The sequence below is a fragment of the Chitinimonas sp. BJB300 genome (assembly GCF_002735695.1).
Taxonomy (GTDB): domain Bacteria; phylum Pseudomonadota; class Gammaproteobacteria; order Burkholderiales; family Chitinimonadaceae; genus Chitinimonas.
The window spans coordinates 1-23,102 of the sequence record NZ_PDZH01000056.1 but is presented as its reverse complement, the minus strand read 5'-3'; the positions used below and the strand labels follow the sequence as shown (position 1 = coordinate 23,102).

At 53.6% G+C, this 23,102-nt stretch carries 21 protein-coding genes; 17 read left to right on the top strand and 4 right to left on the bottom strand.

Features of this window, described 5'->3' with window-relative positions:
• Positions 1 to 397 precede the first annotated feature (397 nt).
• The 3 genes from CSQ89_RS11250 to CSQ89_RS11240 are packed head-to-tail and all read left to right on the top strand — an operon-like array spanning position 398 to position 4,613.
• Positions 398 to 2,590 (top strand): type I secretion system permease/ATPase, encoded by a 2,193-nt coding sequence (locus CSQ89_RS11250; protein WP_099406257.1) that lies wholly within the window; start codon positions 398 to 400, stop codon positions 2,588 to 2,590.
• The gene (locus CSQ89_RS11245; protein ID WP_099406256.1) at positions 2,590 to 3,987 is read left to right on the top strand and encodes an HlyD family type I secretion periplasmic adaptor subunit; all 1,398 of its coding nucleotides are present in this window, start codon (positions 2,590 to 2,592) and stop codon (positions 3,985 to 3,987) included. The genes CSQ89_RS11250 and CSQ89_RS11245 overlap by 1 nt, the downstream gene beginning before the upstream one ends.
• Positions 3,984 to 4,613 carry a response regulator transcription factor gene (locus CSQ89_RS11240; RefSeq protein WP_099406255.1) on the top strand — a complete coding sequence of 210 codons (630 nt, stop codon included), beginning with the start codon at positions 3,984 to 3,986 and terminating at the stop codon, positions 4,611 to 4,613. Before CSQ89_RS11245 ends, CSQ89_RS11240 begins: the two co-directional genes overlap by 4 nt.
• A gap of 63 nt (positions 4,614 to 4,676) precedes the next feature.
• On the opposite strand, the gene CSQ89_RS11235 is transcribed toward CSQ89_RS11240, so the two are convergent.
• Both CSQ89_RS11235 and CSQ89_RS11230 read right to left on the bottom strand, forming a co-directional pair.
• Positions 4,677 to 6,605: a bifunctional diguanylate cyclase/phosphodiesterase gene (locus tag CSQ89_RS11235; RefSeq protein ID WP_099406254.1), complete on the bottom strand. Its 1,929-nt coding sequence runs from the start codon at positions 6,603 to 6,605 to the stop codon at positions 4,677 to 4,679.
• A gap of 108 nt (positions 6,606 to 6,713) precedes the next feature.
• The gene (locus CSQ89_RS11230) at positions 6,714 to 7,322 is read right to left on the bottom strand and encodes a transglutaminase-like cysteine peptidase (RefSeq protein ID WP_233203081.1); all 609 of its coding nucleotides are present in this window, start codon (positions 7,320 to 7,322) and stop codon (positions 6,714 to 6,716) included.
• Between CSQ89_RS11230 and CSQ89_RS22460 the strand changes: the two genes are divergently transcribed.
• Together CSQ89_RS22460 and CSQ89_RS11225 are read left to right on the top strand one after the other, a co-directional pair.
• Positions 7,321 to 7,482 (top strand): hypothetical protein, encoded by a 162-nt coding sequence (locus tag CSQ89_RS22460; RefSeq protein WP_158228970.1) that lies wholly within the window; start codon positions 7,321 to 7,323, stop codon positions 7,480 to 7,482. The two genes, CSQ89_RS11230 and CSQ89_RS22460, sit on opposite strands and share 2 nt — an antisense overlap.
• A 175-nt stretch (positions 7,483 to 7,657) precedes the next feature.
• Complete coding sequence (locus tag CSQ89_RS11225) at positions 7,658 to 9,520, top strand: TolC family outer membrane protein (RefSeq protein ID WP_099406252.1); 1,863 nt, start codon at positions 7,658 to 7,660, stop codon at positions 9,518 to 9,520.
• Positions 9,521 to 9,638: 118 nt separating this feature from the next.
• On the opposite strand, the gene CSQ89_RS11220 is transcribed toward CSQ89_RS11225, so the two are convergent.
• Positions 9,639 to 10,109, bottom strand: coding sequence for a hypothetical protein (locus CSQ89_RS11220; RefSeq protein ID WP_099406251.1), 471 nt, complete (start codon positions 10,107 to 10,109; stop codon positions 9,639 to 9,641).
• Positions 10,110 to 10,299: 190 nt separating this feature from the next.
• Here CSQ89_RS11220 and surE point away from each other — a divergent pair, with 190 nt between their 5' ends.
• From surE to rpoS, 4 genes are all read left to right on the top strand, one after another.
• Positions 10,300 to 11,043: a 5'/3'-nucleotidase SurE gene (surE, locus tag CSQ89_RS11215; protein ID WP_099406250.1), complete on the top strand. Its 744-nt coding sequence runs from the start codon at positions 10,300 to 10,302 to the stop codon at positions 11,041 to 11,043.
• A complete protein-coding gene (locus CSQ89_RS11210) occupies positions 11,040 to 11,696 on the top strand; it encodes a protein-L-isoaspartate(D-aspartate) O-methyltransferase (protein WP_199065448.1) in 657 nt (218 codons plus the stop codon). The genes surE and CSQ89_RS11210 overlap by 4 nt, the downstream gene beginning before the upstream one ends.
• A gap of 80 nt (positions 11,697 to 11,776) precedes the next feature.
• Positions 11,777 to 12,790, top strand: a complete 1,014-nt coding sequence (locus CSQ89_RS11205; RefSeq protein ID WP_099406249.1) for a peptidoglycan DD-metalloendopeptidase family protein — start codon at positions 11,777 to 11,779, stop codon at positions 12,788 to 12,790.
• Positions 12,791 to 12,792: 2 nt separating this feature from the next.
• On the top strand, positions 12,793 to 13,767 hold the full coding sequence (gene rpoS / locus CSQ89_RS11200; RefSeq protein WP_099406248.1) for an RNA polymerase sigma factor RpoS: 975 nt from the start codon (positions 12,793 to 12,795) through the stop codon (positions 13,765 to 13,767).
• Between the two features lie 141 nt (positions 13,768 to 13,908).
• On the opposite strand, the gene CSQ89_RS11195 is transcribed toward rpoS, so the two are convergent.
• Complete coding sequence (locus CSQ89_RS11195; RefSeq protein WP_099406247.1) at positions 13,909 to 14,529, bottom strand: hypothetical protein; 621 nt, start codon at positions 14,527 to 14,529, stop codon at positions 13,909 to 13,911.
• A 378-nt stretch (positions 14,530 to 14,907) separates the two neighbouring features.
• Here CSQ89_RS11195 and cysS point away from each other — a divergent pair, with 378 nt between their 5' ends.
• The 8 genes from cysS to rfaE1 all read left to right on the top strand — a co-directional run bounded on the left by cysS (position 14,908) and on the right by rfaE1 (position 22,929).
• A complete protein-coding gene (gene cysS / locus CSQ89_RS11190; protein WP_099406246.1) occupies positions 14,908 to 16,284 on the top strand; it encodes a cysteine--tRNA ligase in 1,377 nt (458 codons plus the stop codon).
• Between the two features lie 101 nt (positions 16,285 to 16,385).
• A complete protein-coding gene (gene cmk / locus CSQ89_RS11185) occupies positions 16,386 to 17,051 on the top strand; it encodes a (d)CMP kinase (RefSeq protein ID WP_099406245.1) in 666 nt (221 codons plus the stop codon).
• A 130-nt stretch (positions 17,052 to 17,181) separates the two neighbouring features.
• Complete coding sequence (gene rpsA, locus CSQ89_RS11180) at positions 17,182 to 18,882, top strand: 30S ribosomal protein S1 (protein WP_099406244.1); 1,701 nt, start codon at positions 17,182 to 17,184, stop codon at positions 18,880 to 18,882.
• Positions 18,883 to 18,906: 24 nt separating this feature from the next.
• A complete protein-coding gene (locus tag CSQ89_RS11175; RefSeq protein ID WP_099406262.1) occupies positions 18,907 to 19,191 on the top strand; it encodes an integration host factor subunit beta in 285 nt (94 codons plus the stop codon).
• Between the two features lie 165 nt (positions 19,192 to 19,356).
• Positions 19,357 to 19,653: a lipopolysaccharide assembly protein LapA domain-containing protein gene (locus CSQ89_RS11170; protein WP_099406243.1), complete on the top strand. Its 297-nt coding sequence runs from the start codon at positions 19,357 to 19,359 to the stop codon at positions 19,651 to 19,653.
• 19 nt (positions 19,654 to 19,672) lie between these two features.
• Positions 19,673 to 20,836, top strand: coding sequence for a lipopolysaccharide assembly protein LapB (gene lapB / locus CSQ89_RS11165; RefSeq protein ID WP_099406242.1), 1,164 nt, complete (start codon positions 19,673 to 19,675; stop codon positions 20,834 to 20,836).
• Positions 20,837 to 21,051: 215 nt separating this feature from the next.
• Positions 21,052 to 21,768: an orotidine-5'-phosphate decarboxylase gene (pyrF, locus tag CSQ89_RS11160; protein WP_099406241.1), complete on the top strand. Its 717-nt coding sequence runs from the start codon at positions 21,052 to 21,054 to the stop codon at positions 21,766 to 21,768.
• Between the two features lie 222 nt (positions 21,769 to 21,990).
• Positions 21,991 to 22,929, top strand: a complete 939-nt coding sequence (gene rfaE1 / locus CSQ89_RS11155; RefSeq protein WP_099406240.1) for a D-glycero-beta-D-manno-heptose-7-phosphate kinase — start codon at positions 21,991 to 21,993, stop codon at positions 22,927 to 22,929.
• Positions 22,930 to 23,102 lie beyond the last annotated feature (173 nt).

Here is a 23,102-nt window from a genome sequence, read left to right as displayed (position 1 = left end):
TGGCTCGTAGCCAGATGCCCTTGAAGCCTGTTCAAGGTCTCGCGAGCCAGGATGAGACATAGGCGAAGGCGACAGAGTAAGCGGCGTTTACAAGGGGTAAATGCGCATTCCGAGGCTGTTTCAACGCCGTATCGCAGACGTGCAGCAGATATAGAACAGGCTTTACTGACGTGCATGTTTGTCTCATGCGTTGTTTGGTGAGGTTCCATGGTGCCCAAGCCATGAGGTGAACCTAAGTGCTTTTAAAATAAGGTATTTTTCTGTAAACAATTATCTTATGATGCTGCTTTTTTAGGCAGCGCATCCGCAAAAAAGTGGGCGATGGCCACGTTCTCCTACACGGCCTTTACCGAAGCAATAAGGAAAAAGGACACGCCCTTTACGACCATTTGGATTTATGAATACCCGCACTCCTGGCAATCCTGATCAATCCGAGACAACGGATTCTTTTTCCTGGCATGTAGGAGAGCATCAAAGTCATTTCGATCCTTTGTTGGATTGCGTAGTTTCTATTGCCCGTATTTTCGGTATCAAGACCACGCGTGAATCCCTCTCTGCCGGCTTGCCCTTGGAAGACAATCTGCTGACACCTGGCTTGTTGCCCCGAGCGGCGGCACGCGCAGGCATGACGGCGCGGATAGTGCGTCGACCCCTGGAGGCCTTGCGCCCGGGCTTGCTGCCAGCAGTGTTGCTGTTGAAGGGAAAGTTGGCGTGCATCCTGCTGGAATGGCTGCCGACGGGTGAGGCAAGGGTGCGCTACCCGGAAGGTGGTGAGTCGTCCGATATCCTGAGCCGGGAGGCACTTGAAGCGCTTTATGCCGGCGTGGTGTTTTTTGTCCGGCCCCGATTCCATTTCGATGCACGTGCGCCGGAAACCGGCAAAGTACAAAGCCGGCACTGGTTTTGGGGCGTTGTAGGGCAAAACTGGAGGCTTTATCGCGATACTTTGATTGCCGCGTTGCTGATCAATATATTTGCTTTGGCGATGCCGCTGTTTTCCATGAATGTGTACGACCGGGTGGTGCCGAACCGTGCGCAGGAAACGCTCTGGGTGCTGGCATTGGGCGCGGCCCTCATGTTGCTTTTCGATTTTGTATTGCGGGTAATGCGCGCCCACATCATCGACACGGCAGGCAAGCGGATTGATGTCACGCTGTCGTCATTGATCATGGAACGTGTACTGAATCTCAAGCTATCACAGCGGCCCGCTTCGGTGGGGTCGTTTGCAGCCAACCTGCGTGCGTTCGAGTCAGTACGTGAATTCATTGCCTCTGCCCCGGTGACGGCGCTGGTTGATCTGCCCTTTGTATTGATTTTCCTGTTGGTGTTGGTCTGGATATCGCCTTGGTTGATACTGCCGCCCTTGGTTGGCATGGCGATTGTGGTGTTTGCGTCGATGCTGGCGCAGCAGAAGATGCAGGAATTGGTGGATGTGACGCAGCGGGCGTCTGCGCAACGCAACGCCACCTTGGTGGAAAGTCTGGTCGGTCTGGAAACCATCAAATTCATGGTGGCAGAAGGCACGATCCAACGTAAATGGGAACGCGCCACGGTGTTTTTGGCGCAAACCGGCGCCAAGCTCAAGGTGCTGTCGTCCACCACGCTGAATCTGGCGCAGTCGGTGACGCAACTGGTTTCTATTGCGGTGGTGATAACAGGCGTCTATTTGCTGATCGACAATCAAATCAGCATGGGCGGCATTATCGCGGCGTCCATGTTGTCCGGCCGGGTAATGGGGCCGTTTGGCCAGGTCGCAGGCCTATTGATGCAGTACCACAATGCCCGCGCTGGCCTTGGTGCAGTGGAAATCCACATGAAAGCGGAAACAGAGCGGCCCGAGGATTCCGCTTTTTTGCACCGAACCCGGTTTGAAGGGCGTATTGAATTCAAGAATGTCAGTTTCACCTACCCCGGGCGGGAAGATGCTGCATTGAACAATGTCTCGTTCAAGATGCGGGTAGGGGAAAAGGTGGCGATCATCGGCCGCGTCGGGTCGGGAAAGTCCACTATCCAACGGTTGATTCTGGGGCTTTATCAACCCAGCGAAGGCGCGGTGTTGATCGATGGGATCGATGTCCGCCAGATCGACCCTGCCGAGTTGCGCCGTGCCATGGGTTTTGTGCCCCAGGACATCACGCTTTTCTATGGTTCGTTGAAAGAAAATATTGCCTTTGGCGCACCGTTTGCTGATGACCAGATGATTCTGGCGGCGGCAGATCTTGCTGGGGTCAGCGAGTTTGCTGATCGGCACCCGAGTGGCTTTGATATGCAGATTGGCGAGCGTGGCGAGTCACTGTCGGGTGGGCAGCGGCAAGCGGTTGGCATTGCACGTGCGCTGCTGAATGATCCGCCGATGTTGCTGCTCGATGAACCAAGCAGCGCGATGGATCATCAGAGCGAAGAGGCGTTAAAGGCGCGCCTTCGCCAGTTTTACCTACACAAGACGGTGCTGTTGGTGACGCACCGTACACCGTTGCTTGAGTTGGTTGACCGGCTGATTGTGATCGATGGTGGGCAAGTCATGGCAGACGGCCCCAAGGCGCAGGTTGTGGAAGCCCTCAAGCATGGCCGGATAGGCAGGGCCGACTGATGAACCGGCAAGCTTGGATACAACGTTGGCGGTCTGTTTATGGCGTTTGCTCAACGTGGATGGACAAGGCGATGGCGGCTGTTGCGCCGAACCAATCCAGCGACGATGACTTCGACAGCAACGCCGACTGGGCTATCGCAGAGCAGACACCGCGTGGCGCGCGTAATCTGGTGTGGATCAGTGCGGTGGCGGTGTTGGTGTTGTTGATCTGGGCGGGGTTGGCTCCGATTGATGAGGTGACCCGCGGCGAGGGTAAGGTGATTCCATCCCGCCAGGTGCAGGTGCTGCAAAGCCTGGATGGCGGCATGGTGTCGGAAATCCGGGTGCGAGAAGGGCAGTCGGTGAAGGCTGGCGATTTGCTGCTGAAAGTCGACCCGACGCGCATGATGTCGTCGCTGCGAGAAAACCAGGTGCAATATCTGGCTTTATTGGCGAAGGCCGCGCGCTTGAAAGCCCTGGCTGACGGCAAGTTGTTTGTTGCGCCGCCTGAAGTGGCCCAACAAGTACCGGAGTTGGCAGAGCAGGAACGTATGTTGTACGAGTCACGCCGTGCGGAGTTGGAAGCGGGGGTTGGTGTGGCGCGTCAGCAGATGATGCAACGCTCGCAAGAACTCAATTCCCTGCGTGCCAAGCGGGAAACGGCTTCACGCAGCTATGATCTGACAGCCCATGAGTTGGTGTTGACGCGCCCATTGGCAAAGACAGGGGCTGTTTCGGAAGTGGAGTTGTTGCGACTGGAGCGCGATGTTTCCCGCTACCGTGGTGAGCGTGATAGCGCCAATGCCGATATACCCCGCATCCAGGCGGCTATCAGCGAGGCGGGCCGCAAAATCCAAGAGGTCGAACTGGCGTTCAAGAACCAGGCCCGCACCGAGTTGAGCGAGGCCAACGCCAAGCTCAGTACGTTGTCCGAAGGCAGCCTAGCCTTGGAAGACCGGGTCAAGCAAACCGAAATCCGCTCGCCCGTGCGCGGCACCATCAAGCAACTGTTGGTGAATACGGTGGGCGGTGTGGTGCAGCCTGGTAAAGACCTGGTAGAAGTGGTGCCAACGGATGATGCACTGGTCCTGGAAGCACGCATCCTACCCAAGGATATCGCCTTTTTACGCCCCGGACAGCGAGCTCAGGTTAAATTCAGCGCCTATGATTTTTCGACTTATGGGGGGCTGGATGCCACGTTGGAACATATCAGCGCAGACACGGTGACAGACGAGCGCGGCAATGCTTTTTTCCTGGTGCGCGTACGTACGGCCTCCAGCAGCTTGGGCCCACAGAAATTGCCCATCATCCCGGGCATGGTAGCCGAGGTGGATATCCTCACAGGCAAGAAGACCATCCTGTCTTATTTATTGAAGCCGATCTTGCGTGCCAAAGCGAATTCTCTGACTGAACGATGACCGAAATACCACTTTTCCTCATCACCCATGATGCAGGCCTGGCTAAACACTGGCAGGCTGCCCTGGTGGCAACTTCTGCTTCCCTGCTCTCCAGCTTCGCCGAGTTGGGTGGATGGGAGTTGCCCGCGGGCGCGGTGGTCTGGATAGATGCCGATTTACCGGATCTACCCCATTGGGATGCGCCGGAATGGGTACATTTGCGAGGTGTCGCCCGGTTGGTACTGGCCAGCTCCAACCCCCAACGTCCTGTTGCGATAGCGGCATTGGAGCAAGGTTTCGCAGCCTATTGCCATGCCTATGCCGATTTTGAAATGCTTCGGCAGATTTTGGGCGTGGTGGCCAGTGGCAATGTTTGGATTGGGCAGGCGTTGATGCAGCAATTGCTCAGATCGGTCCAGCTAGCGGCGCAACCCGCAACACCACGGCTACCCGATTGGGTGCAAGGGTTGACCGAGCGTGAGCAGGAAATTGCACGTCTGGCTGCCAACGGGGCATCCAATCGGGAGATCGCCGTGCAGTGCAGTATTACGGAGCGCACAGTGAAGGCTCATTTGGCTGCGTCCTTCGCCAAACTTGGTGTTACCGATCGCCTACAGCTGGCTTTGCGCGTGCACGGTATTCGTTGAGTTGCAGCGCCGGTTCGGCTCTCTGTGACGACGGGCTCTGCATGCAGCAGGCATGACGTACGGTTACGATTGCTGCCGGAATAGCTCGGTGGCGAAGGGGCCCGTCATGCCATCTATGCCCAGTTCGCGCAGTACATCCCATTCAGCCTGCTCGTGTACCGCTTCGGCAATCACCTGTAGGCCGATGCCTGCCGCGATACTGATGACGGCCTTCACTAACTGCTGGTTGCCAGGGTGCTGAGCGATATCGCGCATAAAGCTGCCATCTATCTTCACATAATCCAGCTGCAGCTCGTGCAGTGCGGGAATATGCCCAAATTGGCGGCCAAAGTGTTCCAGGCCCACCTTTGCACCCATTCGATGTAACACTTGGCACAAGCGGTCCAGTTGTGCATAGTCGCCATGGAGCGCGTATTCGTTTACCTCAAACCAAAACCGTTTACCGGCATCGCCGTGACGTGCAAGCAGGGTTTGCAGCTCGGACCGAAAGTCGGCATCTGTGACGGCGGCGGCAGATAAGTGGACGGCAAGGTCTGCTGCATGGCTTGCCAGCAGTTGGCAAGCTTGTTCAACGGCAATCAAATCCAGCCTGACCAGATAACCCAGCCGCGCAGCAAAAGGTATGAACTGCCCTGCCATCTGCAAGCCGCCATCAGGTTTTCGTAACCGAAGCAATGTCTCGTAATGTAACAACTGGCCAGTACGGCTAAGGACGGGATAGGTCGCCAATTCAAATGCCTGGTTGGTGATGGCGTTGTCCAACACCGTACGCCATTCAATGATGCCGGGGCTGTCGTCCTCGCCGACATGACCAAGCACCACGGCATTGCTGCTCTGGTTTTCAGCCTTTGCCAAGGCTTGGTCGGCACTGGACAGCAAGCTGCTTTCGCTACTGCCGCGTCGATAAAAACCGACACCGATATGGGCGATGTTGCTGCGTTCTATAAAACCCTCCATGGGTAAGCGTTCTAATGCGCGTAAACATTGCTTTGCCAGTGTGTCTGCTTCGCTCTGGCCGATGCCGGAAGCCAGGATGGCAAAGTCCGCCCCATTCATCCGTGCAAGTAGGCAGTCGCTGGCAGCCTCGGCGACAGCCATCAATGCCTGGCTGATGCGGTGAAGGTAAATATCCGTTCCCGCGCGGCCCAGCGTACGGTTAATGCCGGTAAGGTCGTGCAGACGTATCAGCAGCAATGCGCCTTGTGGCACGGCGGCTTCATCGGTCAGTGTCTGGCGTAGGTGGCCCAGAAAGTTGTCCCGGTTGGCGAGGCCGGTAAGCGCATCGCGATTGGCTTGGGTACGCAATTCATCGAGGTGCGCAGCCTGTTCCCCAAACAGGGCCTTTACCCGTGCGACCATGGCATTCATGCTGCGTACGACCACGCGTAGTTCGTGAATGCCGGGTTCCTGTATGGTGATGAAATGTTGTTCGCCAATGGCTGTCGCTTGCGCAACCAATTGGTCCAGCGGCTTACGCACCCAGCGCATGAGGGTGTAGATGGCAAAGCCGGAAAGCAGTCCGATCAGCGCCATGACCGCCAAGAAGGCTTGGACGCCTTCCCACAGGGACTGATAGGCAAAGCGATCGTGGGCAATCACCATGACCTTGCCGGCCTGCTGCCATCCTTCCGTAACCGTCCCGGTGCCGTTTTCCACATGCAGCGGTACGAAGTGGATAAACCATGCGGGGACCGATTCGACCCCTTCTTTGCTGCGTCGCTCGGCGATGAGTTGGCCTTTGATATTCTCAAATCGCACCAAGCGGAAGTGGCCGGAATCAAACAGCGCACTGACCATCAACTCTATGGTTGCCGTGTCCTTACTCTGCTGTGACATCGACAAGGCGAGCGATGCGGCAGTGTCGTTGCTTTGAGCCAGTAATTGTTGTTCGAGATATTGGCGTGCCGTAGCCAGGTTGACCACGAAGCCGCCCAAGAAAGCCATTAGCGTCGCTATGGCTACCACTAGCCACAGTTGCCTTAGCAAGGACATGCCTTTCTCTCCTGAGGGCTGAGTTGGATTGGATAGGGGTTTTACTATTGATGTTTCGGTGCGGCTTGAGAACAGGTTCTTAGTGGCTGGTATGCCAACAGTTCCAACTCAAAAGCCAAATCCTTCTCTATGCATGCGTTGCACCAGATCCTTCCAGCGCGACAATTTGTCCACCGGGGATTTGGGCTGCATACCGCCGGCTACCCAGATGCCATCGCTGTTGAAACTGAATACGGGTAGTAAATCAGGTCGGCGGGATGCAGGACGCACTTCGCCTATCAGGTTATCCAATATCAGGGGTTCTGCATCGGGCTGGCTGTAATAAGCCAGTACCATGTGCGCCTGTGTAATGATACTGCTTGGCCCACCTATTTTCGCTTTGACGTAGGTGAGCCGCATCCGTGTGGGATTCACATCCAGTAATTGCAATGTGAAGTATTTGGCGATGGTGAAGTCTTCGCAATCGCCCGCACCCCGTCCTAGGGTTTCCAGTGGCGTTGCCCAGTAGTCCACTTGGTGCCAGACGGCGTTGTCGTCTTCGAAGTGAATCTGCTGATTGAAGAAATCGTTTACCTGCTTGAGCTTCTCTAACTCGGGGAGCTGGGCTGGGGTGGCGAGTAATGTACGCCAGGCTTGATATTTTTGTGTGGAGCCCGCGCCCCATCGTCGATTAAGCGTGTCGAGCAGCAGATCAAAGTCGGGGGCGGAGTAGGCCATGGACATGGCTGTAACCACACTCAGAATGCCCCACCAAGCGCCAGGGTATCGAATCGAACCTGATATTGCTTTAGAAGGGGAGCAACAGCGCGCGATCACATCAATCTTCGTCGGTATGGTTTTGAGCGGTTTGTCCGCAATGGGCATCAAAATTTATTAATTAGAAAATTCTGATAAATGGCTTTCTTCTGGGCATTGCCCGTTATAATCCGCCCCGTTTGAAATATAGATAAAGTCGGCACTTGTGTATCAAGACAAGTACGTTGGCACGGTAAAGCGTGGGTCGGCCGGAAAGGAGAGACGGTTTGGCTTCAACAGCATGGAGACAGGTGTAGATGAAAGTAATGTTCGGCTATTTGCCATTAACCATTTTGGCGTTGAGTGTCAGCCAAGCCCTGGCGGCCCCGCCGCAAACGCTTAAAGCTGCAGTAGAACAGGCCATTTTGCAGAATCCGGAAGTGCGCCTGCGTTACCACAATCTGCAAGCCACGTCTGAAGAGCAAAATGCCGCAAAGGGCAATTACCGCCCACGCCTTGATTTGAATGCCGAGGCGAACAGGACCACTTCCTCTGCACCCGGCATTGCTTCGCATAGCTATCAAAACCCCAGCGCCAGTATTCAACTTCGCCAGATGCTATTTGATGGCTTTGCTACGCGTAACGAAACCCGTCGCCTTGGCCATGCCAAGCAATCACGCTATTTCGAGTTGCTCGCGATAAGCGATGAAGTAGGCTTGGAAGCGGCCCGGGCCTATGTTGATGTGCTGCGCAATCGACGTATGGTGGAGTTGGCAAAGCAAAACTACACAGTCCATGCGGACATACATGCCTTATTGAATAGCAAGGTGAGTGCAGGGGTAGGGCGTAGGGTTGACTTGGAACAGGCTACCGGGCGTTTAGCGCTGGCGGAGTCGAACTGGGTGACCGAACAAAGCAACTTGTACGATGTTTCCGCGCGTTATCAGCGCATCGTGGGCGAGTTGCCAGCGGTTAATCTGGCGGAGCTGCCGAGCCTTGAAACCTCGCTTCCACCGGGCGAGGGATTCCTGCGCGATACCATACGCCATAACCCTAGCTTCCTTGCCACTGTGGCAGGTATCCGTGCGGGCCGTGCTGATGTTGAAGTGCGCCGGGCGGGTAACTGGCCCACATTGGAACTACAAGCAAGCCAGGGTGTGGAGCGGAATCGGACGGGTGCCCGTGGCGAATACCGTGACCGGGTGGTGGGCGTGGTGCTCAATTACAACTTGTTCCGTGGCGGCAGCGACAGCGCTCGGATCCGTCAGTACAGCCAGCAATTGAATGCGGCATATGACCTGCGAGACAAGACATGTCGTGATGTGCGTCAGTCCGCCATTATTGCCTGGAAAGATATCCGAAAGATTCGCGACCAGCTCAAACTGCTTGCCCAGCATGAGTTGTCTACCGCCAAAGCGCGTGATGCTTATCGTCAACAATTCGATATTGGGCAGCGGTCATTATTGGACTTGCTGGATACGGAGAACGAACTGTTCGAAGCACGGCGAGCTGCGGTATCGGCGGAACATGATCAGCATCTGGCTACGCTGCGTACGTTGACCACGGGCCACCGCCTTTTGGCTGCCCTTGATTTACAGCCGATTCAAGATCGCGTTGAAGTTGAGGATGGTGGGATTGCTGAGGATGATGGCCTACTGACTTGCAATACAGACCTGCCGCCAGTCATGGCTTTGGACAAGCCTGCATTATCGCCAGTTTCAATGTCTGTGCCTTCGGCAGTCACGCCGATTGTGCCAAAGGCCGCGACGAATACGAAGTTGGAAACCCTGACTTTGAGTACGGCAACTTACTTTGATTTTAGCAAGACCGAATTGAACCAGCATGGCCGAAAAGCAATGGATGATTTATACGCCCAACTGCTTGCACGCAACTTTGACCCTGCCAAGACCAGCATTGTTGTCGAAGGTCACTCTGATCGGCTCGGTAAGCCCGAACGCGTAATGAAGGTGTCTGAGAAACGTGCTGCCGCTATCCGATCACAGCTGATTGAACGCGGTCTGGCAGCCAATATGATCAGAGCCAAGGGTAGGGGGATGACAGAACCATTGACTACTCCGGCAGAATGCCAATCGGTGTTGAACGATAAAACAAAGCTTATCGATTGCTATGCGAAAGACAGGCGTGTGGAGATCGAGATATATGGGACAGCAGAAAAATAGGCGGTTGTAAGTAAGCGACAAAAAGCCGTTCACCCAAGTGAACGGCTTTTTAATATTTACGTGGGTAAGCGCCGCTATTGCGACGCGCTTACTCAATATTGATCATCAACCCGCTGTGTTAGCGAGGGACTACACGGCTTACCCGCCCCTGGCTAATGACACGTACTTTCTGACCGACTGCCATGGGTACATCGGGCTCCTGAACGATTGAGATCACTTCGCCGCTATCCATTTGCAGGACAATTTCCAGTGCGTCTTTGCTGTTTGCTTGTTTGCCGATGGCGTTGCCGGCAGCCCCGCCTACCGCTGCACCGATGGTGCCGCTAACGATGGATCCTTTACCTTTGCCGACATTGCCACCCGCCGCTACACCGCCAATGATGGCACCTATGATTTTGCCCAGATCACTGTCGGATTGGATTTTTACCGGCCGAACTGATTCGACAACACCCGTACGTACCCGAGATTCACTCATGGCTTCGGAGGGGTTATAGACATTGGCTGACCGGTCGCTGGCGCAACCTGTTAAGAGAAGCAGCAAACCCACGGCTGCTGCGGAAAGGCATCGAAATTCAGGTTTCAAAATCATGGGAAATCACCTTTATAGTAGTTATGAAACTGAGTTGATTATCTGCGCAGGTGTTCAGGAAGGGAAAGGTTGTAATGCACATGCTTTCCGCATAGGTGGCTGCAACGGTAGAATGCGTCGGAACAAGGCAGCAGCCGTGAGTGTAGGGCTGTTGTAACAAGCAGGCTGATAGCCTGCGCAAGGGAGCTGCATGAAATTTCTGTTGAGCAATGACGACGGTTACTTTGCACCGGGTCTGGCGGCGCTGGCCGCTATATTGCAAGGGCAAGGCGAGGTCAACGTTGTGGCCCCTGAGCGTGATCGTAGTGGCGCATCTAATTCCCTGACGCTGGATCGTCCGCTGAGTTTGCGGTGTGCGCCAAGTGGCTTTTGCTACGTCAATGGCACGCCGACCGATTGCGTGCATTTGGCGGTCACCGGGATGCTGGCCGAACGGCCTGATTGGGTTTTCTCCGGCATCAATCACGGGGCCAATATGGGGGACGACACAATCTATTCGGGCACGGTTGCTGCGGCAACGGAAGGCTATTTGCTGGGTATCCCAGCGGTGGCCATTTCCCTGGCCAAGCGCTCGGCAGGGCATTTCGATACCGCGGCCCTTGTCGCGAAAGATTTGGTGGCGCGTTTATGCCGCGACCCGATTCGCGGCGCGGTATTGCTGAATGTTAATGTGCCCGATATACCCTATGCCGAATTGAAGGGCTGGCGCGTTACCCGATTGGGGCGTCGGCATAAGGCTGAGCCTGTTATCAAGACGCAAAATCCACGGGGCGAAGCGATTTACTGGGTCGGCCCGGTGGGGGAGGCTCAGGATGCGGCTGAAGATACTGACTTTTGGGCAGTTGCAAACGGTTATGTTTCAGTCACACCTTTGCAGATTGATCTGACAGCCTTTAAGCAACTCGAATTTCTTTCTTCCTGGTTCGCAGCGTGAAACACGATTTTTCCGGTATTGGCATGACATCGGCCCGTACGCGTGGCCGTTTGGTGGAACGCTTGCGACAGCAGGGTATTCGTAATGAAGAAGTGCTGGCGGTAATGGGCAATACGCCCCGACATATCTTTGTTGACGAAGCACTGTCGCATCGGGCCTATGATGACGTTTCCCTACCGATCGGCCTGGGGCAGACTATTTCACAACCCTATATCGTGGCGCGCATGGTGGAGTTGGCCATCAGCGGTGCAAGGCGCGACAAGGTATTGGAAATCGGTGGCGGATGCGGTTATCAGACTGTTGTTCTTGCGCAACTCTTCAAGACGGTGTATTCAATCGAGCGGATTGCCCAATTGATGGACCGTGCTCGATTACGTTTGCGTGAACTACGTATTAACAATGCCCGTCTGAAGCATGGAGACGGTTTTATCGGCATTGCCGAAGCGGCACCGTTTGATGTGATTGTCATGGCTGCTGCACCGGCTTATGTGCCTGATGCGTTGTTGGCGCAGCTTGCAATTGGCGGGCGAATGGTCTTTCCGATAGGCACTGTAAATCAGGAACTTCGAATAATCGAACGTACTGAAGAGGGTTTTGTTGATACAAAACTGGAGAAAGTCAGATTTGTGCCGATGTTACCTGGACTTGCTTAGCTTCAATAAAACTGTCATTGTGATTCGGTGACCTACCGTATCACTCGCTACATGTAATACCGCCACAAGGGAGTAACGAGTTGAACGTTTGTCGAACCACCGGTTTTTTTTCCGTGTTGCTGCTTGCCGCCTGCGCAACTGAACCGGTTCGTCCTGTTCCAGTGGTTGATCGCACCAAACCACAAGGTTCTGTGACGAGTAAGCCACCCACCGTAGCGACTGCCACTTCACCAGCAGCGGGTGGGATAGAAGGGAAAAGCTGGGTTGTTAAGCCGGGCGATACGCTTTACAGCATTGCGCTGGAAAATGGTCTTGATTACAAAGAAATCGCAACTTGGAATCAGCTGGTAGATGTCAATCTGATCAAGATTGACCAAGTATTGCGGTTGACGGACCCAGGTGAGGAGCCTGCCCAGACAAGTACGGGAGTTGTACTCAAGCCGCTCAAGCAGGACGCGGAGGTTACTCCTCCTATGAAGGCGACGACTGCAACTGCAGGTGTAGCCGCTGGTGTGGCTACGATCAGCTACCCTAGGTCGCTTAAGCTTTCTTACAGTACGGATGCCCCGACCGTCGCCCGCCAAGCTGAGGGTCCGCAACAATCTGCACCCAAGGTTACAGATACAACGAAAGTTGTAGAGAACAGCAAGTCTACTGATCTTAAAACAGCAGAAGCCAAGCCGCAGGAGTCTAAGCCTGCTGTTGATAGGGCGGCCGCTTCTGGAGAAGAGGATCTCAATTGGGTCTGGCCGACTTCGGGCAAGGTTATTACGCCGTTTTCCGAATCCGCCAAGGGGGTGGATATTGGTGGAAAAGTGGGTCAGCCTGTGCTGGCGGCTAGCCCTGGTCGAGTGGTCTATGCGGGTAGCGGCCTGCGTGGTTACGGCAAGCTTGTCATCATCAAGCACAACAAAACTTATTTGTCAGCGTACGCGCACAACAATCAATTGTTGGTCAAGGAAGGGGATAACGTGAAAAAGGGAGACAAGATTGCCGAAATGGGAAATAGCGATGCTGAGCAAGTCAAGTTGCACTTTGAGATCCGGCGCTTTGGGAAGCCGGTTGATCCATCGAAATACCTGACAACGGGCTGATCATGAACCACGCCATTGATACCGTAGACGAAGAGTTGCTCGACGAAGACCTTCTTGACGATGCGGAGCAGAGCGAGGAGGTAGATGACGAAGTTGAAGTAGAGGGTGTGCCGGCGGAAGAGAAGGAGCGTTATGCTGCCGAGTCGACGGGTGATGTCACACAGATTTATCTGAATGATATTGGCCAGAATCCATTGCTGACGCCGGACGAGGAGAGACGTTTGGCGCGGTTGGTGGTACAGGGTGATTTTGATGCCAGGCAGAAGATGATTGAACATAATCTTCGCTTGGTCGTGAATATCGCTAAGCACTATATCAATCGTGGTATGGCGCTGCTGGACCTGATCGAAGAAGGTAATATCGGCTTGATGCATGCGTTGGAGAAATTCGATCCCGAGCGCGGTTTCCGCTTTTCAACTTATGCAACTTGGTGGATTCGTCAGAGTATCGAACGTGCCATCATGAATCAATCGCGCACCATTCGGTTGCCGGTTCATGTCATCAAAGAATTGAATGTTTATCTGCGTGCACAGCGCCATTTGGAAGCCCAGATGGGGCGTGAACCTACGCTGGATGAAGTGGCTTATCAAGTAGATAAGCCAGTAGAAGAAGTGCGTCGCGTTATGAGTTTGAACGAACGCATGGCTTCTCTTGATGCCCCATTGGATATTGACCCCATGCTTTCCATTGGAGAGTCGATTCCAGACGAGCAGCAGGAGGGACCGGAGATGATCTTGCAAAACGCGGAAATCCAGCGTTATGTAAGAGATTGGCTCAAGCAGTTGAATGACAAGCAGCGTATGGTAATTGAGCGGCGCTACGGGCTGAATGGCTACGATATCTGTACGCTGGAGGATTTGGCTGCGCATTTACAGCTAACGCGTGAAAGAGTGCGACAAATACAGATTGAAGCACTGGAAAGCTTACGGAGACTGCTTCGTCGTCAGGGGGTTTCTCGTGATGTGCTTTTGGGATGATTTAAGTGTTTTTTAAAAAAGCCGCATCAGATGCGGCTTTTTTATTACGCTAATCTGTCTTGAAAGTGCCCTGCATTCCTTGTTTGACTGAATGCGTTGGATCGATATCCAGTAACGTTTCAAAAATTATAAATTGCGGTGTTACTGTAATCTGTGTCTGCCTAATATATCGTTAATCACTTTAAGTAGCCGCATTTCCCCATTGCGAATGCCAGCTGCATAAACTTCAGATGTGACAAGTATCTCTGTCACTTCAAACTCTGCTTGGTTCGACAGCTTTACTAGATTATCCACCAGTGTCGGCGTTGGCTCTGCTGTTGCAAGACTCGCTTTGGTGACGGGCTCAGACGTAGTTTTTTGCGGTAGGGCCTGCGTATGGGAAGTGACTTTGCTGCTTAGCAGTTTCTGAGTAGCAACAAAATAGCCCTGGCTAAAGTCGGGGTCTACTTCTCGTTCTTTGTCAGTTGACACACTCTCTATATCCCGTTTCATATCGCTGTGCCATTGAGAATGAGCGGTGGGCGTGGGGCTCGATGTCTCAAAGATGGGTTTTAAGCCAGCTTTCGCCTCTAAGCAAGGCATGAGATCAGTGCTATTGAAGCTGCTATCGGCGAGGTAGGGGGGGCTAGCGAATGGGCCAACGGGTAGTGTGCTATCGACCATTTCACGAAGGGCTTCGACGCTATCATGAATGCTATCCAGAGCATCGGCGGCAGGGGTAGCGAGGAGGAAAAATATCGTAAGCGTGCAGCGAAATTTCATTTCTTTAGTCTCCAACTCCGTTATGCGTCTTGCTTTGAACAATTTACTTTAGCGACATGAGTGCATTGCCCCTGCAGCAGCTTGGAGTACTGAATCTTCATAGGAACAGGTTCGCTACCAACTTGTAGGCACCTTAAATGGGCCGGCCATGCTTTGGGGCAAACACCTTGCCGGTTTTCTGTGCTTTGCCCTGCTAAGCACCGCTTGCTAAGGGCTTTACACAAGATACGACCTGTATATTAGCAAACTATCATATAACATTGATATACAGTTTTCGACATCTTATGAATGAATTTCCAACCAACTCTTTTTTGCCTAGCTTGCCGCACTTGTTAGAATCACCACTCCGCAATATTTCCTATCATCCGGAGTCGTTTGATGCTCACCGTCTACAACACGCTGGCCCGCGAAAAGCAGGTCTTTACACCCATCGAACCCGGTAGGGTACGTATGTATGTATGCGGCATGACGGTATATGACCTCTGCCATATCGGCCATGCCCGCATGTTGACTGCTTTTGATGTGGTTGTACGCTGGCTGCATGCCTCTGGATACGAGGTGAATTACGTGCGAAACATTACGGATATTGACGACAAGATCATTAAACGTGCACTGGAGGCAGGCATCACGCCCGAGGCATTGACTGAAAGAACGATTGCAGAGATGCGGGAGGATCTCGCCAAGTTATTGCTACGGTCGCCGACCCATGAACCGCGTGCCACACAGCATGTACAGGGCATGATTCAAATTGTTGAGGGGTTGATTGCCAAGGGGCGTGCTTACACTGCAGCAAACGGCGATGTGTACTATGCGGTGCGTGAGTTTCCCGGCTATGGCAAGTTATCGGGTAAGTCGCTGGACGACCTGCGTGCCGGTGAGCGTGTGGGCATTGACCCCTATAAGCGCGACCCTCTTGATTTTGTGCTCTGGAAAGCAGCAAAGCCAGACGAACCACAGTGGGACTCTCCGTGGGGCAAGGGACGGCCCGGTTGGCACATCGAGTGCTCGGCAATGTCAGAACACCATCTGGGTAGACATTTTGATATTCATGGTGGCGGTGAGGATCTGCAATTTCCTCATCACGAGAATGAGATTGCCCAAAGTGAAGGCTGCCATGACCACAATTATGTGAATTACTGGCTGCACAATGGCTTTGTGCGCCTCCAAGGCGAGAAGATGTCGAAGTCGTTGGGTAATTTCTTCACTATTCGTGATGTGCTCAAACACTTTGACGGTGAAGTGATTCGCTTCTTCTTGGCGCGCACGCACTACCGCAGTCCTGTGAACTATTCTGAAGAGTTGATGCGGGATGCTAAGGCGGGCCTGGATCGTCTTTACACAGCGCTGAAGCTTTGCCCACCGGTTGATCGTACGCCCATCGACTGGGAGAGTGATTACGGCCGCCGCTTCAAGGCAGCAATGGATGATGATTTTGGTACGCCTGAGGCTGTGGCTGTCTTGTATGAACTCGCTGCAGAAGTAAATCGCACCAATGATAGCAGGCTAGCCGCGCAGTTACAGGGTATGGGCGGTATTCTCGGTTTGCTGCAGCGCGACCCAGAGGCGTATTTGCAAGGCAGCCCAGGTGGTGAGGGAGAGATATCAGCTGAAGAAGTTGAAGCCTTGATCATCGCGCGGACCGAGGCGCGTAAAGCAAAGAATTTCGCTGAATCGGATCGAATCCGAGAGGTATTGCTCCAAAGCAGAATTTTGTTGGAGGATGGGGCACAGGGAAGTACTTGGCGCCGACAATAATTCTTGTCTTTGTATCGCGGAAATGGGTTTTATATCAAGAGCGGGGCCGTTGAAGATGGTTGAATCGAGACGCTTCACTATCAATCTTTGCAGGGTGTTGTATGGGTGCTATTCCGATAATTGCCATTGATGGTCCTTCTGCTTCAGGTAAGGGGTCGGTTGCTGCTCGCGTCGCAGCGGCTTTAGGTTGGCATTATCTTGATTCGGGCGCGCTCTATCGGTTGACGGCATTGGCCGCGACTCAGCACGGCGTTGCCCTTGGTGATGAGGCAAACGTCGCGGCGATTGCCGCCAGTCTGGATGTGGCATTTCTGGAGGGGATGATCCTTTTGGAAGGGGAGGATGCGACGGAGCTGATCCGGACGGAGGCGGTTGGCGAAGGTGCGTCAAAGGTGGCGGTCTTGCCCTCGGTACGCAGGGCATTGCTGCAGCGCCAGCGTGATTTTGCCCGAGCGCCAGGCTTGGTCGCAGATGGGCGAGATATGGGATCGGTAATCTTTCCCGAAGCCCAGTTGAAGATTTTTTTGACTGCCAGCGCAGGGGAACGCGCGAATAGGCGCTATAAGCAGTTGATTGCAAAAGGGGAAGAGGCTACAATCTCGCGGATTTTGCTGGATATTGAGCAACGCGATGCGCGAGACCGAGCCCGGGCCGTTGCGCCGCTTCGGCAAATTGCAGATGCACGGCTGCTTGATACGACGGAAATGAGTATTGAGAAGGCTGTACAGATTGTGCTTGATGGTTGGCGGGAGATATCCGCCAACTAATGCAGGCAAACCGTCAGACCGATGCCAGATCGGTGTGTCGGAGGTGCCTAACCCTTGCGCAATGCAAGGAAGGCTTTTTTAACTTTTGACCCCACAGGCAGTACACGTGGGCTATCTGGATAAATCTGAAATGACTACCGAAGTTTCTTCTATGGAAAGTTTTGCCGCCCTCTTCGAGGAAAGCCTCGCGCGCCAGGAAATGCGCGCTGGTGAAGTTATCACCGCTGAGGTTGTTGCGGTCGAAGACAAGGTTGTGATTGTTAATGCCGGCTTGAAGTCCGAGTCGCTGATTGACATCAATGAATTCAAGAATGACCAAGGCGTGATCGACGTTAAGGTTGGTGATTTTGTGCAAGTCGCCATCGAAAACGTTGAAAATGGCTTTGGCGAGACCAAGCTGTCGCGTGATAAGGCCAAGCGCCTGGCTGCGTGGATTGATTTGGAAGAGGCTCTAGAACAGGGGATCATCAAGACCGGTTTGATCTCTGGCAAGGTCAAGGGTGGTCTGACTGTCATGATCAACGGCATCCGTGCTTTCTTGCCGGGCTCGTTGGTCGATATCCGCCCGATCAAGGATACTACGCCGTTCGAAGGCAAGGACATCGAGTTCAAGGTTATCAAGCTCGATCGTAAGCGCAACAACGTGGTTGTTTCGCGTCGTGCCGTGCTGGAAGAGACCATGGGTGAAGAGCGCGAAAAGCTGCTGTCCACCTTGTCCGAAGGCGCTACCGTCAAGGGTATCGTCAAGAACATCACCGACTACGGCGCATTCGTAGACCTGGGTGGCATCGATGGCCTGTTGCATATCACCGACTTGGCATGGCGTCGTGTGAAGCACCCGTCCGAAGTGTTGACCGTTGGCGACGAAGTAACTGCCAAGGTGCTGAAGTTCGATCAAGAGAAGAATCGCGTTTCTTTGGGTCTGAAGCAGCTCGGCGAAGATCCGTGGGTGGGCCTGGGTCGTCGTTACCCACAAAATACCCGCCTATTCGGCAAGGTCACCAACATTACCGACTACGGCGCATTTGTTGAAATCGAACAAGGTATCGAAGGTCTGGTGCACGTTTCCGAAATGGACTGGACCAACAAGAACATCCACCCGACCAAGGTCGTCCAGTTGGGCGATGAAGTCGAAGTGATGATCCTGGAGATCGATGAAGACCGTCGTCGTATCTCGTTGGGTATGAAGCAGTGCATGTCCAATCCTTGGGACGATTTCCAAGCCACCTACAAGAAGGGTGACAAGATCAAGGGTGCCATCAAGTCGATTACCGACTTCGGTGTGTTCATTGGCTTGCCTGGCGGTATCGATGGTCTGGTTCATCTGTCTGATCTTTCATGGAACCAGACTGGCGAAGAAGCCGTTCGCAATTACAAGAAGGGCGATGAAGTTGAAGCCCTGGTGTTGTCGATCGATGTCGAGCGCGAGCGCATTTCCATGGGCATCAAGCAGATGGAAGGTGATCCATTCAACAACTTCGTATCAACCTTCGACAAGGGTGCCGTTGTCAAGGGCATCGTCAAGTCGATGGATGCCAAGGGCGCTATCGTCGCGCTGAGCGAAGAAGTGGAAGGCTACCTGCGTGCTACCGAAGTTTCGCGCGACCGCGTTGAAAACATCGCTAGTGTGCTGAAGGAAGGCGACGAAGTTGAAGCCATGATCATCAACGTTGATCGCAAGAATCGCTCGATCAACTTGTCGATCAAGGCCAAGGATTCGTCAGACGACTCCAGCGCCATGACCAAGCTATCCAGCGAAGCTACGGGCAATGCCGGCACGACCAGTCTGGGCGCATTGCTGAAGGCGAAGCTCTCGGGCAACCAAGAGTAAGTCGTGATGCCTTCCGGTAGCCCCATGACCAAGTCCGAGTTGATCGCCAAGCTTGCGGAGCGTTATCCGCAGCTTGTGGCGAAGGACGCCGAGTTGGCCGTGAAGACGATCCTGGACGCAATGGCAGTTAGTCTTGCCAGCGGCCAGCGTATCGAGATTCGGGGTTTCGGCAGCTTTGACCTGAATTACCGCCCGCCAAGGGTGGGACGCAATCCGAAGTCCGGGACGAAAGTCGCGGTACCAGAGAAATATGTGCCCCACTTCAAGGCTGGCAAAGAGTTAAGGGAGCGTGTGGATGGTCAGGATTAATTCTGACTAGACCTGAGCTTTCAGCAGTAGAAAAACGCGGCATCGTCAAGATGCCGCGTTTTTCTTTGTAAAGTGTTTTGGCAGGGTAATGAAGTAAGTAGTTTTGCCGCAATGGTATCGTTTGCTCGGTTAAAATAGCGGCCTTGCCCGTCCAAGGAGCTGCCAGTGCGTTACCTAGCTTGGTTTGCCAGGATTGTTCTCTTCCTGCTGTTATTTGCTTTTGCGCTCAACAATGCCGAGCTGGTTTCGGTACATGGCTTGTTCAGAAGTGAGCTGCGTCTTCCCTTGATTGTTTTGATTCTGCTTTGCTTTGCGCTTGGCGTATTGGTTGGTGTCAGCAGTATGTTGCTTTCTCAGCGACGATTACGGCGTCAGCTGCAAGAGAGTCAGAAGAGATTGCGTGCCAAACCCACTGCACCCAATGAAGTGGAACCGGTGGTGCCGCTTGATGCGGTGCTTTGAATCAAATAAGGATATTTAAGTGGAATTTGAAGCCTGGTGGCTCATTTTGTTTCCGCTGTGTTTTGGCTTGGGATGGCTGGCAGCGAGGGTTGATATCCGTCATCTGTTAGCCAATTCAAAGTTATTGCCGCGGCAATATTTTGAGGGTCTGAATCATCTGTTGAGTGAACGTACCGATAAAGCCGTGGAGGTATTTGTCGACCTTGCCCGTAACCATAGTGAAACCATAGAGCTCCAGTTTGCGCTTGGTCACCTGTTCCGTAAGAAGGGGGAGATTGAACGTGCTATCCGTATGCACCAAAAGCTCCTGAGCAGGCCGGAGCTAAAGCTATATGAGAAGCAATCGGCCCAATACGAGTTGGCGCTCGACTTCATGAAGGCAGGGTTGTTTGATCGAGCGGAAGAGTTGTTTGGTCAGTTGAATGATACAGACTTCGCACGTGCTGCCCGCCGCCATCTATTGGATATCTACCAGCAGGAAAAAGAATGGATAAAGGCGATTGAGACAGCCCAGCAGCTGCGTGATACCAGTCATACCTATCAGCATGAGATTGCGGAGTTCTATTGTGAGTTAGCGACGGGGGCGATGACGCGCTCGCAACCGCAAGAGGCGCGACAGTATTTACAGCAGGCATTGGCTGAGCATCGTAAGTGTGTCCGGGCTAACTTGTTGTTGGGTGAGCTGGCGGTCAGTAACGGGGATTACGTTGCTGCAATTGAAGCCTGGTTGAAGATTGAGTCGCAGGATCATCGTTTCTTGCCTTTTGCCGCACGGAAGTTGCTGGAGGCGTATGACAAGCTGGGCAAAGCGGAAGAAGGCACGGCGCTCTTGAAGGGTTTTCTTTCTACGTATCCAGAGCTGGATATGCTGGATATTGTGGTCGAGCGGATTGGGGCGACCGAGTCGGATGCGGCAGCCTATGAGTGGCTGCGAGAAGAGTTGCGCCGCAATCCAACCATGTCTGGGCTGTTGAAATTACAGGATGCCCAAACTAAGACATCGCCGCCCGAGCGCAGAGCCGAGTTGGAAACCATGCAGCGTCTGACGCAGGAAGCGACTCGTGGTTTGAGCATGTACCACTGCGCATCCTGCGGTTTCAAAGCGCGCCAGTATTTTTGGCGGTGCCCGGCCTGCAACGACTGGGAAAGCTTTTTGCCTGCGCGTGGCCAAACCAAAGCGTGAAGACCGGCTGGGTTGGTGATGCAAAGTGGGTTCTTAGAACCTTGTCTAAAGTCTCGCGAGCTAAGGCAAGATAAGGCGGAAACAGCTGAGGAAGCGGAGTTTACAAGTGGTAAATGAGCATTCCGAGGGTGTTTTCAACGCCATATTGCCGACGCGTAGCAGACTTTAGACAGGTTCTTAGCCTTCCCTATTCAATTTCAGAAAGAGCAGTAAGTATGTCGAACGACCCCAAGATTCTGGTTGCGCTGGATTACCACGAAGCTGCACCTGCACTGGATTTTGCCGATAAAGTCACGCCTGCGCTGTGTCGTCTCAAGGTTGGGAAGGAACTCTTTACCGCCGCCGGCCCACAGTTGGTTGAACAGCTTGTAGGGCGTGGTTTCGATGTTTTTCTCGATTTGAAATTCCACGACATTCCCAACACGGTGGCGCAAGCGGTCCGGTCCGCTGCCCGGCTCGGTGTTTGGATGGTCAATGTGCATGCTTTGGGTGGGCGTACAATGATGTTGGCTGCGAGAGATGCAGTCGATAGCGAAGCGCATAAACCATTGTTGATCGCTGTGACCGTGTTGACCAGTATGGATGCCAAGGAACTGGCAGAGCTTGGTTTGCCGGAACCTGCAATCCAAGTGTCTTTATTGGCCCGGTTGGCGAAAGACTGCCGTATGGATGGGGTGGTTTGCTCTGCGCAGGAAGCCACTGTTTTGAAGCGACTTTGCGGCCCTGATTTCAAATTGGTTACACCAGGCATTAGGCCTGCGGGTAGTGTAGCGGGGGATCAAAGCCGTATCATGACACCCGAGGTTGCTGTGGCAGCAGGGGCAGACTATTTAGTGATTGGCCGCCCGATAACGCAGAGTAAAGATCCCATCGGAACCTTAAAGACGATCAATGCCAGTTTGGCAGTCCAAGGCCTGTCTCAAGTCTCATAAATCAGCGTGAAGCAAAGCAAAGTTGCCCCCAAAACGGGCATTGCACATGGAAAGTCAGCACCTCGGCGTCATTTCTAGTGCTGTATCGCTTCAATTATCGAAATTTTAGACAGGTTCTAATAGCGTTAGCTAACTGTTGGACGGTTCGGGTTCGATACTGAGCCTTCGTTTTATGGATACCTAAATGCCTGGTTGTCACTGGGTTGGTAAGGCAAAACAACAATGAAATACGAAGATCTTCGTCAGAAACTCGCACAGTCCCGCGTCCTGATCGTGGGCGATGTGATGCTCGACCGATATTGGTTTGGTGATGTGGAACGCATCTCACCCGAGGCGCCGGTGCCTATCGCCAAGATCAGTCGCGTTGAAGAGCGCGCGGGTGGTGCTGCAAATGTGGCGCGCAATATTGCTGCGATTGGGGGGCAGGCGACATTGCTGTCGGTGGTGGGTGATGACGAGGCGGGGACAGCCCTGCAGAACTTGTTGCGCCAGCATAAGGTGACTACCAATCTGTATCGAGACGCCAGCATCACTACTACCGTAAAGCTGCGTGTTATTGCCCGTCAGCAGCAGCTTATCCGCCTGGATTTTGAATACAGCCCCAGCCATGAGGTATTGGCCGCCAAGTTGGACGAATACCGGGCTGCGCTTGCTGCGCATGACGTGGTGGTTTTGTCTGACTACGGTAAAGGTGGTTTGACCCATGTAACCAGCATGATCGAGGCAGCGCGCAAAGCGGGCAAGCCTGTACTGGTCGACCCGAAAGGGGAGGATTATGGGCGCTATGCTGGTGCGACATTACTGACCCCCAATCGGGTGGAGTTACGCCAGGTGACAGGTCGCTGGGCAGATGATGCGGAGTTGGGTCGAAAAGCCCAGCACTTGCGTGCAGAACTCGGTTTGGATGCGTTGCTTGTGACCCGCTCTGAAGAAGGCATGAGCTTGTTTGACGCGACGGGCGTGACGAATGAACCCACCCTGGCACAGGAGGTATTTGACGTTTCAGGGGCAGGCGATACCGTTATCGCCACTTTGGCAGTGATGTTGGCGGCGGGTGAAAGCTTGGCACAAGCGATGCGTTGGTCGAATAAGGCTGCGGGACTGGTGGTGGGCAAACTGGGTACAGCAGTGGCGACTAGCGAAGAGCTGTTTACGAGTTGAACGAACATTACCCTTATTTGGGGCTAAAGCACCGGGTTTATTATTGACTGATGTTACGCAGTGCATACGATAACCTGTCGCCATGAAGAACAAAGAACTCGATTTGTACACCGACTATTTGCTGAGCACGTTTGGTGCGGCGACAGCAACGGGCTTGTCGGCGATGGTAGGTG

Bases quoted from the DNA above. Each gene is read 5' to 3' on its own strand.
- CSQ89_RS11250 (WP_099406257.1), top strand. From the start codon at position 398: ATGAATACCCGCACTCCTGGCAATCCTGATCAATCCGAGACAACGGAT.
- CSQ89_RS11245 (WP_099406256.1), top strand. From the start codon at position 2,590: ATGAACCGGCAAGCTTGGATACAACGTTGGCGGTCTGTTTATGGCGTT.
- CSQ89_RS11240 (WP_099406255.1), top strand. From the start codon at position 3,984: ATGACCGAAATACCACTTTTCCTCATCACCCATGATGCAGGCCTGGCT.
- CSQ89_RS11235 (WP_099406254.1), bottom strand. From the start codon at position 6,605: ATGTCCTTGCTAAGGCAACTGTGGCTAGTGGTAGCCATAGCGACGCTA.
- CSQ89_RS22460 (WP_158228970.1), top strand. From the start codon at position 7,321: ATGGACATGGCTGTAACCACACTCAGAATGCCCCACCAAGCGCCAGGG.
- CSQ89_RS11230 (WP_233203081.1), bottom strand. From the start codon at position 7,322: ATGGCCTACTCCGCCCCCGACTTTGATCTGCTGCTCGACACGCTTAAT.
- CSQ89_RS11225 (WP_099406252.1), top strand. From the start codon at position 7,658: ATGAAAGTAATGTTCGGCTATTTGCCATTAACCATTTTGGCGTTGAGT.
- CSQ89_RS11220 (WP_099406251.1), bottom strand. From the start codon at position 10,109: ATGATTTTGAAACCTGAATTTCGATGCCTTTCCGCAGCAGCCGTGGGT.
- surE (WP_099406250.1), top strand. From the start codon at position 10,300: ATGAAATTTCTGTTGAGCAATGACGACGGTTACTTTGCACCGGGTCTG.
- rpoS (WP_099406248.1), top strand. From the start codon at position 12,793: ATGAACCACGCCATTGATACCGTAGACGAAGAGTTGCTCGACGAAGAC.
- CSQ89_RS11195 (WP_099406247.1), bottom strand. From the start codon at position 14,529: ATGAAATTTCGCTGCACGCTTACGATATTTTTCCTCCTCGCTACCCCT.
- cysS (WP_099406246.1), top strand. From the start codon at position 14,908: ATGCTCACCGTCTACAACACGCTGGCCCGCGAAAAGCAGGTCTTTACA.
- cmk (WP_099406245.1), top strand. From the start codon at position 16,386: ATGGGTGCTATTCCGATAATTGCCATTGATGGTCCTTCTGCTTCAGGT.
- rpsA (WP_099406244.1), top strand. From the start codon at position 17,182: ATGACTACCGAAGTTTCTTCTATGGAAAGTTTTGCCGCCCTCTTCGAG.
- CSQ89_RS11175 (WP_099406262.1), top strand. From the start codon at position 18,907: ATGACCAAGTCCGAGTTGATCGCCAAGCTTGCGGAGCGTTATCCGCAG.
- pyrF (WP_099406241.1), top strand. From the start codon at position 21,052: ATGTCGAACGACCCCAAGATTCTGGTTGCGCTGGATTACCACGAAGCT.
- rfaE1 (WP_099406240.1), top strand. From the start codon at position 21,991: ATGAAATACGAAGATCTTCGTCAGAAACTCGCACAGTCCCGCGTCCTG.